Genomic DNA, 12,395 nt, shown 5'->3' with positions numbered 1-12,395 from the left:
TGCAAACGTTTGTTAATTCTAAATATTAGGCGACCAAACGCTGTAGCTCTTCGGAGGACACTGAATTTCTACCCAGCCACCACTTTGCGTAGTAGGGTACCAGCCGGAGTGACCTGTGAAATCTTTGATCTGTGTATTGTTCCAGTTGGTAGGTACCCAACGGGTCAGCCAACTGTTGGAGTTGTTGATGTAAACGATCAACCCAGGGTTACCACCGTACCCGTTTCTACGCGCTACATATTCATCTGTGTCAGTGTAGAGAATGCTGGTATTACCTGTTGCTTTTTGGTTATGTATCCAGATGAGGTTGTTCAGTTTGTTTTTGTCCAACCAGGTTTCATAATCCCGATAGAATATACATGGGTATCCCTCATGTGTAAGGATGTAGGCGTAGGCCAGCATTTTGTTGTAGATCTCATCAGTATCATGATTGGTGACGAAGGTCACCGCTTTGTAGGCGTTTCGCTTCCACATCATGTCATCATTCAGCTTGTTCAGGTTATTGCCATCAAAAGCGTCATTCATTTTGTAGTAAGCTGCAAAGTCAAAAACTGAACTATTGGCATTGTTCGCCCACCAATTCAGGTAGTTCACGTCTGAATCCCAGAGTTCGCCAACGGAGAATCCGCCCACGGCATTATTCCATGAACTGACCACCCAGGGCTCAAATCCCTTCACATAGTCAAATCTCCAGCCGTCAAATTTCATGGTGTTTTTGTAGTACTTGGCCACAGCATCTGAACGGCCCCATAGCCAGTCCTGCACATATGGAACGTCATGACATAGATCGGGAAAGCCACCAAAGCTGCCACCGTCATTGTTATGCACCCAGTTGGGGTGAAAGTCATGCTGAGTTCTCTTAAACTTACCTGAAGCCACTCCATTAAAGTTAGTCCAGGTATTTCCTCCAGTATATTGGTTGGCCTCTGACTGTCCGCCACTGTTGTGATTGATGACGATATCGGCGTATACTTCCATGTCCTGACCATGTGCGGCTGTGATGAGTGACTGAAGCTCGGTTTTAGATCCAAATCGTGTTTCCACCGTTCCATTCTGGTTGTAATTTCCAAAATCATAGTAGTCTGTAGGATCATAGCCCATGGAATAGGGGCCATTCTGTGCTTTGGAAACAGGTGGCAGCCAGATGCCTTTGATCCCGGCATTGGCCCAGGCAGTGGTTTTGTTCTTCACCGTGTTCCACCAGGTGCCACCGGCAGGTACATCCCAGTAGAAGCCCTGCATCATTACTCCTCCGCCGGGTCCGGCCACAAATTTGGCGTTGGACTTAGGCTCTACGCCTGTGGAGAACGGGCGTCCATCATGAGTGGTCACATCCACCACATTGATTTCATTTTGGGCATCGAGTAGCGCATTTTCTGCACCCTCGTCCTCCTCACAGGACATCAAAAAACCACCTGCCAAAACGGCAAGCAGCAGACTTAAATGTTTGGTTTTCATCATTCTAAAGGTAGTTTTCATAGTTGGAAATAGGTTAATAGTTTTTCAAATTAGGTTGTTATCAAATCTGGTTTACATTCAATTATTACTCATAAGAGACCAGCGCTGCGCGGGACTCAATAGGATTCATTTCATTATCAAAGGCGAGCTTGAGCTCACCATATTCTTTAGCCTTCACCACCAGCGTATAGCGCATGATTTCGTTTGAGAGGTCTTTAGTGCTTTTAAATTCCACCAGTCTGAATTTGCCAAACCTGTCCTCGATGTAATAGCTTAACATCACGGGTAAATCACCCTCATGAATGGTGGACTCGAACAGAGGTCTGCCACTCTTATTGTAGATGGTTTCGCGCCGCACTTTGTCTTCAGCATATGCCGCCATGAACCTGTTGGCTCCCTCCATCTCAATCTGCTGCCAACTCACTGAGAGGCTCCCCTGATGATCAGCATAGTGTCTGGCCACGATATGAGGCGGTACCTCATCCTCAGATAGCGCCACTTCCTGAGAAAATACGGTGACCCCCGAACAGGCAAAAAACAGGATGAGAAAAATACTTTTAAAGCTCATAGGTAATTGGTTGGTGGATGGGACTTGCGCCCTGTACATTTCGCTAATGATGAAACCAATCTCCATTAATAAAATCATCCATTCGCTTCATTTTATAATTTGACACTTTCAAAATAAAGGTTAGTTGTTTTTGAAAAATCAATAGATTGTAGTTTCGAAAATCTTATATTATTGCGAAATCATAATTTCCTTGTCAGCGGTGAACAGAAAGGTAATTTTATGTGGGTTGCTCTGCTGCGTGTGGAGCCTTACTGGTTTTGGTGCAGATAAAGCGCCAAAGTACCACACCACCTTTATGGTGGATGCAGTGCCCACCAATACCCCGCACGACGCCTCCATCTACCTGGTCACTGATTTGGATGGTTGGGTCACCGATAAGCCCGAACGGAAATTTCAAATCTCAACTGATGGTACACTTGTGCTGCACCTGTACCACAGTAGGGACACCCTTCAGTACAAAATCACCCGTGGTACGTGGGGTTCGGTGGAAGCCCGTAAAAACGGACGTGCACGCCCCAACAGGTTATTAATCAGTCAGGCTCCTGAGTCAGAGGTTCACATGACAGTAGAGTCCTGGGAGGACATCTCCTCTCACTCATATACCATCTATATGTATTTCCTGATCATTGCGGCCATCCAGGGGCTGCTGTTGGTCATAGCCATCAATACCATTCGCAACCAAAACAAGACAGCCAACTCAATCCTCAGTGTTCTGCTTGTCCTTATCACCATTTCAGTACTTGGGAGGGCCTCCACTTTTGATCCGGATGTATTCAACTGGGAACCAAAGTTGCTCTTTGTGCCGGAGCTGATCCTGTTTACTTATGGCCCTATCTTCTACCTCTATATTCACAAGCTGCTGGTCATAGAGGTCAAATGGTCCCGAATATGGCCTCAGTTTATTCCGTTTGTTGTACAGTTTGCCCTTTACCTGCCTTACCTGGCGCTGGAGCGGCAGACCTTTATCTACAAGGTACTGGACAAAGAACTCTTCCCTTATTTCGCCATTACCGGAGTACTGGCGCTGCTTTTCAATAGTGCCTATTGGATCATTTGCAAGCGAATCATCTCGGGCTATGGCTCACAGGAGCACCTCAACGAAAAACAGAAAAAATACCTGCGCTTTCTGGACTATGTACTGGGCATCAAAGCCATCTACCTCTGCCTGTGGCTCATCGTGGTGGTGATTTACGTGACTGGGCGGGTATTGAACACCGACCTCCTTTACATCTCTGAAAACCTTATAGACGTACTCTGGCTACTCTTTTCACTCATCATTTTTGCCCTGGCTTATTATGCCGTGAAACATCCGGAAGTACTCAGGGAGAAGAAGAAATATCAGGATCAAAAAATTAATCAGGATGAGATCTCCAGCATCAAACACAAGCTGATCAAACTGCTGGAAACCGATCAGATTTATTTGAAACCCGAACTCACGCTGGAAAGTATGGCACACATGATCCCTACAGCCTCCCATACCCTCTCCCGGGTGATCAACGAGCAATTTGACCTGCATTTCACTGAACTCATCAATACCTACCGGGTAGATGAATTTATCAGAAAAGTAGACGCTTCCGGAGAGTCCGCTTCCTTTCTGGAGATTGCCTTCAGCGTGGGATTTAACTCCAAGCCGACGTTCAACAGGGCCTTTAAGAAAATCAAAGGTTGCACGCCGCGCCAGTACTTCAAAGAAGTCCATTCCTCTGGTCATCGGCATTAAGTACTAAGGATTTTCTAATTTAGCGATCCAAACACAGTCTAATGCTCTATTTCTATCAACCCAAAACATCAGAAGGCGTCTTTCATCTTATGGATGATGAGTACCAGCATTGTGTGAAGGTGCTCCGCAAAAAAGTAGGCGACGAAATAGGCATCTTTGATGGGCTTGGAATGGATTATCATGCGGTAATCAAGGCAATCACCGGGAAATCCTGTGCGTTTGAAATCACGAAAAAAACAGCCCTGGAGCCACGCCCTTTTTATAATCACATTGCCATTGCGCCCACCAAGAATACTGACCGGATAGAATGGTTTGTGGAGAAAGCCTGTGAACTGGGTGTAGACGAGATCAGTTTTGTCCTTACTGACAACTGCGAACGGAATAAGATGCGAACGGAGCGGCTGGAGAAAAAAGCCGTGAGCGCGCTCAAGCAATCCAAAAGTGGGTTTCTGACCAAAATCAACCCACTGATCAAACTAAAAGACTTCTTAAAAGCGGATCTCAAAGGACAAAAATTCATGGCAGTGGTGGAGCCGGATTTACCCTACCTCACCAACGAACTAAAATCAGGTCAAACAATCATCACCCTTATTGGTCCGGAAGGGGACTTTTCCAAAGAGGAGGTGTCAACAGCTGTAAATGTCGGGTTTCAGAAGGTAAGCCTTGGCAAAAACACGCTTCGGACGGAAACTGCCGGTCTTATGGCCGCTCATTGCGTAAATGTGATCAACGAATATTAACTACCGGGCCACCCACTGATAGGTGGATTTCTTGCCCCCAATGTACCTGTCGAATTTCAGTCTGAGGGAGGTGACCTCTTTCACAATCACATAACTCACCGCACCATTCTCAAACAACAGCGAGTCTGTAAACACATGCTCATTCGAGGCTGACGATCCTGCTTCTGAAGCGGTCATTTCACCATAATATAAAGTATCCGGCACCTCACAGGTAGTGACCTGATACACGTTTATCGCAGTAAGCCCTTCGTATACATGCAGCTCCACTGCATTGGCACAGCCTTCAATGTTTTGATTCTGCCCGTCCACCTCCAGACCCGTGAGCGCCCAGACCTTCTCCTCTCCTCCGGATATCAGACGCTCCACCTGATGGCCATACAAGCCTGGCGGATAATAGGTCTCTTCTTCGCAACCCATCAGGGCTATGAAGCAGATCGTCAGAAGGAGTAGCTGTCTTATCATCTTTACTTACCGAATTTACCCTTGAGCATCGCCAGCTTGGCTTGCAGGTCGCCTTCCGGTTCTTTTTCTTCTCGTTTTTTACGATCCTGCTTAGGCGCAGACTTACCGTAAGGGTCTGATTTCATGGAAAGTGATATCCGCTTTCTAGGCACATCCACTTCCAGCACAGTCACCATCACCTTCTGCTGCAGTTTCACTGCCTTGGTGGGATCAGACACAAAACTATCCGAAAGATGGCTCACATGAACCAACCCGTCCTGATGCACCCCCACATCCACAAACGCCCCAAACTTGGTGATATTGGTGATGATGCCGGGAAGTTTCATCCCTATGGACAAATCCTTGATCTCATGCACATGGTCTGCAAACGCGAAAGTCTCAAACTGCTCACGAGGATCCCGACCTGGTTTGGCCAGTTCTGCCAGAATGTCCTTCAAGGTAGGCAAACCCAGGTCATCCGACACGTACTTTTTCAAATCAATCCTGCTCCTCAGGTTTTGATCTTTCACCAGATCTTCTACTGTACAACCCAGGTCCTTGGCCATGGTGTACACCGTATTGTAGCGCTCCGGGTGCACGGCACTCTCATCCAGTATATTTTTCGCCCCTTTGATTCTCAGGAAACCTGCGGCCTGTTCAAAGGCTTTGTCGCCCAGTCGTGGAATGCTCTTCAGGTCCTCACGGCTCTTGAATGCTCCGTTTTCATTCCTGTGCTTGACAATATTCTCAGCCAACTGTGGCCCCAAACCAGACACATAGGTCAATAGCTGCTTGCTGGCGGTGTTAAGCTCCACGCCCACACCATTCACACAGCTCATCACTGTATCGTCCAGAGAGTGCTTCAGTGCATTCTGATCCACGTCGTGCTGATACTGTCCCACACCGATCGATTTGGCATCTATCTTAACCAGCTCCGCCAGTGGGTCCATCATTCGGCGACCGATACTCACCGCTCCACGTACGGTGAGGTCATAATCTTTAAACTCCTCTCTGGCTACCTCAGAAGCTGAGTAGATAGAAGCTCCGCTCTCATTGACCATGGCCACGATGATGCTGGCCGGTAAACCTATTCCTTTCACAAACTGCTCCGTCTCCCGGCTGGCGGTGCCATTACCAATGGCAATGGCTTCTATGTTATGCTTCTGACACAATGCACCTATAATGGCTGCGGATTTGTGAATGTCTTTTTGCGGCTCGTTGGGGTAAATGGCGGTATGTTCTAATAGTTTTCCCTGGCGGTCCAGACACACCACCTTACAGCCTGTCCTGAAGCCCGGGTCTAATGCCAATACCGCTTTCTGCCCCAGCGGTGCGGCCATCAGTAACTGCTTAATGTTGTCTACAAACACTGAAATAGCCTCGGTATCGGCAGCCTTCTTGCTCTCCATCCGTGCTTCGGTTTCAATACTTGGCTTGATGAGTCTCTTGTAGGAATCCTTCAGCGCGGTAGCTACATGCTCTGCCGCCGCATTGGAGCCCTGCACAAACTGTCGGCTTAATCGGTCAATGGCTGATTCCTCAGGCACAAAGGTATCCATGATCAATATTCCTTCCCGTTCACCACGACGAATGGCCAGCAGCCTGTGAGAAGGAATGGTCTTCAGCGACTCTTCCCATTCAAAATAATCTTTGTACTTCTGGCCTTCTGTCTCTTTCCCCTTTAGTACCCTGGAACTGATCATTCCTTCAGCCTTAAACAGGTCTCTGATTTTCTGTCTTGCCTCGGCATCCTCACTGATCCACTCCGCCATAATATCCCTGGCTCCCTGCAGCGCGGCATTCACATCCTCCACTCCTTTCTCCTCACTGATGTACTGCTCGGCTTCCTGCTCGGGCGATACATTTCCCTGCTGCCATAATACCTTGGCCAGCGGCTCCAATCCCTTTTCTTTGGCCACTGAAGCTTTGGTCTTGCGCTTAGGCTTATAAGGGAGGTAGAGGTCTTCCAGGGCCGCCATGGTTTCGGCAGCTTCTATTTTCTTTTTCAACTCGGGGGTCAACTTTTCCTGCTCCTCTATGGACTTCAGAATGGCCTCCCTGCGCTTATCCAGGTCTCTCAGCTGCGCCAAACGATCCCTCACTGCTGCCACTTCCACTTCATCCATAGTGCCGGTGAGTTCCTTTCGGTATCGGGAAATAAAAGGCACAGTGGCACCTCCATCCAGAAGCGTGGTGGTGGCTTCTACAAAGCGGGGTTGTAATGAGAGTTCCTGGGCTATCTTAGCAGCGTAGTTGATCATGTTGTTGTTTTATGGTTGATGTCTCAAAAAGGATAAAACATCGGCTAAATTTTGTTCTAATGTAATTCCGTTCATCGTCGTCCTGACAATCGGGCGCCAAAAATATCATTTCTCTGATTTTATCAGAAGGATTGCGTTAGATAAATGAGAATAATTTCAGAAGTAAAAAAATGAGCAAAAAATCTTACAGAAAAGAACTGATTGAGTGGGCGATTATTGTGGTGGTGGGTCTTACGCTTTATGTCACAGGCCTTCATACGGAGGTAATCGGACAGATACAGCGGGTGGTGCTGGCCACAGGTATCATGCAACCTGAAGCGGATGATGAAAAGGTAGCAGCCAGTTACGACCTCAGACTTTCTAATATTGCCGGCAGAACTGTCAGTTTTGCAACCTTCAAAGGCCAGACCGTCTTCCTTAATTTCTGGGCTACCTGGTGTCCGCCCTGTATTGCTGAGATGCCAGACATTGAAGACCTCTACCAGAAAATGGGAAAAGACGTGACCTTCGTGATGATCTCTCTGGATGAAGATCGGGACAAGGCGCGGAGGTTTGTTGAAAGAAAAGGTTTTGAACTTCCCGTTTACTTCCTGGAGTCCCCCCTTCCGGCACCGTACAATCCCAGTTCCATCCCCACCACCTATGTGATTTCACCTGAAGGTCAGGTGGTCTTGACTCGCCACGGCATGGCAAAATATGACACGGAGGAGTTTCGTCTGTTCCTTTCAGAAATCAATTCGGAATAGTTATATCGTCTTCTTGTTACCTGAGCCCTTGGAAATCTCCGACCAGGCCTGGTCTTCAAAATCGATCCTGACCAGCTCCCCGGGAGTCATGTCCCCAAAGTTGGCACTTGTCAGATAATCATAGAGGTAGGAAATGCCGGGATTATGACCAATGATCAAAATCACACTGTCCGCTTCATCCTGTTTGGTGATCAGCTCAAAGAGTGTGCGCACGGAGGCTTCATATATTTCCTCCATGTAATGGATCGGTAAGGTATAATCCAGCTCTTCAGTGAATATCTCGGCAGTTTGCTGGGTTCTGTTGGAGGTGCTACAGTATACTTTATCCGGATAAAAAGACTTCAGCTTCATGGCCTGTCCCAAAGATCGAAGTTGTAGTACACCATTTACAGTCAGGGACCGATCAAAATCAGATCCCTGAAAACCATATTCGGCCTGTCCGTGCCGCAATAAATAAAGATTCTTAACCATTTCTATTTTTTTTGGTTAACTCACCAGCTAAAGCTAAAGAAACCTTTAAACCCAGAAGGTGCTATTCTTTAGGTAATTAATAAAATTTCAAGATATTTACCACCTTAAAAAATCTGAGCATGGCAAAAAACCTGGTAATAGTAGAGTCTCCGGCAAAAGCAAAAACGATAGAAGGGTATTTGGGTAGCGATTACCAAGTGAAGTCATCTTACGGTCATGTAAGGGATCTCCCCAAAGGAGATAAGGCCATAGACATTGCCAACGGCTTCAAACCCACCTATGAGGTTTCCGCTGACAAAAAGGAGGTCATCAGAGAACTAAAGAAATTAGCGAAGGCCGCAGAGACAATCTACCTCGCGAGTGATGATGACCGTGAAGGAGAAGCCATTTCATGGCACTTGAAGGAAGCACTGAACCTCAATGACTCCAACACAAGGCGGATTGTTTTCCGGGAAATCACCAAGAACGCAATACAAAACGCGATACAGAACCCACGGGGCATCGACATAGATCTGGTGAACGCACAGCAAGCCAGAAGAATTCTGGACAGATTGGTAGGTTTCGAACTCTCTCCGGTCTTGTGGAAAAAAGTACGTCGGGGTTTATCCGCCGGCAGGGTGCAGTCCGTGGCTGTGCGAATGGTAGTGGAAAGGGAGCGGGAAATAGATCAGTTTGAAGCTCAGTCGAGTTTCAAGATTAGCGCCCTGTTTGACCTGGATCAGGGGAAAGTACTCCAGGCCGAATTGGGTAAACGCTTCAAAACAGAAGCTGAGGCGCAAGCCTTTCTCAACCTGTGCATAGGGGCAGATTTTGAAATCAGTAACCTGGAGACCAAACCGGCGAAGAAAAGTCCGGCGCCTCCTTTTACTACTTCTACCCTGCAGCAGGAAGCTAGTAGGAAGCTGGGCTACTCTGTATCCTACACCATGTCGCTGGCGCAAAAACTTTACGAAGCGGGTAAGATCTCCTATATGAGAACTGACTCAGTGAACCTTTCGCAAGAGGCCATTGCCAGTGCCAATTCGGAAATATCGGGGTCCTACGGTCAGGAATTTATTCAAAACCGATCTTACAAAACAAAATCACAATCTGCTCAGGAAGCGCACGAAGCGATTCGCCCTACAGATTTTCATGTGCAGTCAGTAAGTGCCGGCTCAGCAGAAGGGCGACTTTACGAGCTCATCTGGAAACGAGCCATCGCCTCCCAGATGGCTGATGCACAGCTGGAAAAAACAACCGCCACCATCAGCATCTCCACCACAGACGAAGTACTGGTGGCACGTGGTGAAGTCATCAAGTTTGAAGGATTTCTGAAAGTGTATCTGGAGTCTACGGATGACGATGAAGATGAGGAGCAAAAATCGATGCTGCCGCCGCTCTCCATTGGCCAAAAGCTGGACTTGCAGCAGATGCTGGGTAAAGAAGGATTTACCAGACCTCCGGCAAGATATACTGAAGCCAGTCTGGTGAAGCAGTTGGAAGAAAAAGGAATCGGTCGACCGTCCACCTACGCACCTACCATCTCCACCATACAAAAGCGTGAGTATGTGATCAAAGAATCGCGTGATGGCAAGGAGCGACAATACGTGGAGCTGGTATTAACCAAAGGCCAGATCAATAAAACCACAAAGACCGAAATGACCGGGGCGGAGAAAAACAAACTCTTCCCTACCAACATCGCCATGATTGTCAATGACTTTCTGGTAGAGCATTTCGAAAACGTGGTAGATTATTCTTTCACAGCAGATGTGGAGAAAGAGTTTGACGACATTGCCAATGGCACCAAAGCCTGGGAGCAAATGATCCAGTCGTTTTACGGTAAGTTTCATACGAAGGTGGAAAACACCGACAGCCTGGAGCGGGCAGACATCTCCGCTGCAAGGGAGCTGGGTACAGACCCCAAAACCGGCAAAAACATCTATGCCCGAATGGGTAAATACGGCGCTTACGTGCAGCTGGGTGAATCACCTGAAAAGGAGGATGACGAAAAGCCACAATACGCCAGCCTGAAGAAGGGTCAGTTTCTGGAGAATGTCACCATAGAGGAAGCATTGGAGCTCTTCAAGCTACCCCGTAACCTGGGCGAATTTGAAGACAAGGTGATGACTGCCGCCATAGGGCGCTTTGGTCCCTACATACGCCACGATGGCAAGTTCGTTTCCCTCCCAAAGGAAATGGATCCGCTGACAGTAACGGAAGAAGAAGCGATAGAGCTGATTCTGGCCAAGCGTGAGGCAGACGCCAACAAGTTTATCAAAACCTTTGATGAAGATCCTGAGGTGCAGGTGCTCAACGGAAGGTATGGTGCCTATATCAAATTTGGGAAGAAGAATGTGAAGATCCCGAAAGACAAAGTGCCGGAAGAATTGACTTATGCCGAGTGTAAGGAACTGGCCGACAAGACGCCCGAGAAAAAAGGGCGTGGTGGTGGGGCCAGGAAGAAGAAATAAGTGGTTAAATGACGCAATAGCTTTTAGCGTTATTTGAATAGCTGGCCAACTATTTAGCACTCTCTTTTTGGTAAAACCACTTTTCGGTTCTATTTTCAAACCGCTTTATACCAGTTACTCACTATCCTGAATGAAGAGATTGCGCCTTATATGTTCCCAGACATTAGGCAGACAATGGATGCAGTATTTTTTGATGCTTGCGTGTCTGTTGCTCCTCATTGCAGGCCGTGCCCAAACCTACCCCGTCCAGGTCACCACCACGCTGATTCCGCCGTATAGCCCTGTGCTGTCGTACTACACTGCCGCAGATGCCAACAACCTGCAGGTGATCATCCATGTGATGGAGCTGGACCGCACTGACCTGCGTGCCAAACTGCGCGTGACCATAGAAGGTGCCGGCGTGCGACTCTACACCAGCCCCGCCTATGTGCCCCCGGCCCTCGTGCTGCAGGGAGGCGTGCCCGAGATGCTCTCAGGCTTCGACATCCGAGGCTACCTCAACCCCAACAACCTCATTTTTGAAGGCATCACCCGCGCTGAGTTCATCAAAAGCGGCAAGCTGCCCGAAGGCTTCTACACCTTCACCATCGAAGTGCTGGAGTACAATCGCAGCGTGCGCATCTCCAACCAGTCCCGGGCCAATGCCTGGGTAGTACTCAATGACCCACCCCTGATCAACTTTCCCTTCAGTGGAGACAAGCTGCGCACCACCGACCCCCAAAACATCAGCTTCTCATGGGTAGGCCGCCACCTGGCGTCCCCCAACTCTGCCTTCTCCACCGAGTATGAGTTTACCCTCTATGAGCTGTACCCCGGTCAGACCAACCCCGAAGTGGCTGTGCGCTCCTCCAACAGCATCTACCGCACCACCACTGCCCAAAGCTCCCTGTACTATGGACCTGCCGAGCCCCAGCTGATCCCCGGAAAGAAATATGCCTACCGCATCAGGGCCTATGATGTGAGTGGCAGAGACCTGTTCAAAAACCAGGGCTATAGCGAGACCAACTGGTTTCAGTATGGTGATGCCTGTTTGCCCCTGCGCAGCGTCACCGCCGAAGCCCTGGACCCCAGCCGCATCCGCATCTCGTGGGAGCCCGAGGCTACCCATACCGGCTTTGTGGTGAGCCACCGCGAAGCAGGCACCGACACATGGTGGAAGGAAACCACCTTCAGCACCTCCCTGGTGATCCCCGACCTGAAAAGAGGCACCGCCTACGAATACCAGGTGATGGGCCAGTGCAACCAGTATGAGGGCGAGACCAGCCCCATCCAGACCATCAGCACCGAGGAAGAAGAGACCGAAGACCCCAACTTTGCCTGTGGCACCGACCTGATCATGCCCGAGCTGAGTCCCAACCCCCTGCAGAAGCCCCTGCTGCCATTGGACCTGTTTCACATAGGTGGGCTGGATGTGGTGGTACACTCCGTGACCCTCAATGCCGATGGCTCCTACAGTGGGATGGGCCATGCCCCCATGCCCATCTTCAATGGCGCTGGCATGCGGGTGAAGATCCGCAATGTGATCATCAATGAAGACTAC

General features: G+C 48.7%; 10 protein-coding genes. 5 read left to right on the top strand and 5 right to left on the bottom strand.

Annotated features, from left to right (window positions below; all coding sequences use genetic code 11):
- Positions 1-18 precede the first annotated feature (18 nt).
- On the bottom strand, positions 19-1,461 hold the full coding sequence (locus tag RIH33_RS00625) for an alpha-amylase (RefSeq protein ID WP_406651084.1): 1,443 nt from the start codon (positions 1,459-1,461) through the stop codon (positions 19-21).
- An 82-nt stretch (positions 1,462-1,543) separates the two neighbouring features.
- Positions 1,544-2,104, bottom strand: coding sequence for a hypothetical protein (locus tag RIH33_RS00620; protein WP_406651085.1), 561 nt, complete (start codon positions 2,102-2,104; stop codon positions 1,544-1,546).
- Between the two features lie 121 nt (positions 2,105-2,225).
- On the opposite strand from RIH33_RS00620, the gene RIH33_RS00615 reads away from it, so the two are divergent.
- Together RIH33_RS00615 and RIH33_RS00610 are read left to right on the top strand one after the other, a co-directional pair.
- The gene (locus tag RIH33_RS00615) at positions 2,226-3,746 is read left to right on the top strand and encodes a helix-turn-helix domain-containing protein (protein ID WP_406651086.1); all 1,521 of its coding nucleotides are present in this window, start codon (positions 2,226-2,228) and stop codon (positions 3,744-3,746) included.
- Between the two features lie 41 nt (positions 3,747-3,787).
- Positions 3,788-4,486, top strand: coding sequence for an RsmE family RNA methyltransferase (locus RIH33_RS00610; protein ID WP_406651087.1), 699 nt, complete (start codon positions 3,788-3,790; stop codon positions 4,484-4,486).
- On the opposite strand, the gene RIH33_RS00605 is transcribed toward RIH33_RS00610, so the two are convergent.
- On the bottom strand, positions 4,487-4,948 hold the full coding sequence (locus RIH33_RS00605; protein ID WP_406651088.1) for a hypothetical protein: 462 nt from the start codon (positions 4,946-4,948) through the stop codon (positions 4,487-4,489). It lies immediately after the preceding gene.
- Positions 4,949-4,950: 2 nt separating this feature from the next.
- Positions 4,951-7,188 carry a Tex family protein gene (locus RIH33_RS00600; protein WP_406651089.1) on the bottom strand — a complete coding sequence of 746 codons (2,238 nt, stop codon included), beginning with the start codon at positions 7,186-7,188 and terminating at the stop codon, positions 4,951-4,953.
- 170 nt (positions 7,189-7,358) lie between these two features.
- On the opposite strand from RIH33_RS00600, the gene RIH33_RS00595 reads away from it, so the two are divergent.
- A complete protein-coding gene (locus RIH33_RS00595) occupies positions 7,359-7,934 on the top strand; it encodes a TlpA family protein disulfide reductase (protein ID WP_406651090.1) in 576 nt (191 codons plus the stop codon).
- On the opposite strand, the gene RIH33_RS00590 is transcribed toward RIH33_RS00595, so the two are convergent.
- Positions 7,935-8,405, bottom strand: coding sequence for a SixA phosphatase family protein (locus tag RIH33_RS00590; RefSeq protein WP_406651091.1), 471 nt, complete (start codon positions 8,403-8,405; stop codon positions 7,935-7,937).
- Between the two features lie 119 nt (positions 8,406-8,524).
- Here RIH33_RS00590 and topA point away from each other — a divergent pair, with 119 nt between their 5' ends.
- On the top strand, positions 8,525-10,855 hold the full coding sequence (gene topA, locus RIH33_RS00585) for a type I DNA topoisomerase (RefSeq protein WP_406651092.1): 2,331 nt from the start codon (positions 8,525-8,527) through the stop codon (positions 10,853-10,855).
- 178 nt (positions 10,856-11,033) lie between these two features.
- Positions 11,034-12,395: fibronectin type III domain-containing protein (locus tag RIH33_RS00580; RefSeq protein WP_406658686.1), on the top strand; the 1,362-nt coding region annotated here is incomplete at its 3' end.

It is taken from the genome of Marinoscillum sp. (assembly GCF_040222955.1).
In the GTDB taxonomy this organism is placed as follows: domain Bacteria; phylum Bacteroidota; class Bacteroidia; order Cytophagales; family Cyclobacteriaceae; genus Marinoscillum.
This window is presented reverse-complemented; position numbering and strand designations above follow the sequence as displayed.

Coding starts and splice junctions, on each gene's coding strand:
- RIH33_RS00595 (WP_406651090.1), top strand. CDS start 7,359: ATGAGCAAAAAATCTTACAGAAAAGAACTGATTGAGTGGGCGATTATT.
- RIH33_RS00620 (WP_406651085.1), bottom strand. CDS start 2,104: ATGATTTTATTAATGGAGATTGGTTTCATCATTAGCGAAATGTACAGG.
- RIH33_RS00610 (WP_406651087.1), top strand. CDS start 3,788: ATGCTCTATTTCTATCAACCCAAAACATCAGAAGGCGTCTTTCATCTT.
- RIH33_RS00600 (WP_406651089.1), bottom strand. CDS start 7,188: ATGATCAACTACGCTGCTAAGATAGCCCAGGAACTCTCATTACAACCC.
- topA (WP_406651092.1), top strand. CDS start 8,525: ATGGCAAAAAACCTGGTAATAGTAGAGTCTCCGGCAAAAGCAAAAACG.
- RIH33_RS00625 (WP_406651084.1), bottom strand. CDS start 1,461: ATGATGAAAACCAAACATTTAAGTCTGCTGCTTGCCGTTTTGGCAGGT.
- RIH33_RS00605 (WP_406651088.1), bottom strand. CDS start 4,948: ATGATAAGACAGCTACTCCTTCTGACGATCTGCTTCATAGCCCTGATG.
- RIH33_RS00590 (WP_406651091.1), bottom strand. CDS start 8,405: ATGGTTAAGAATCTTTATTTATTGCGGCACGGACAGGCCGAATATGGT.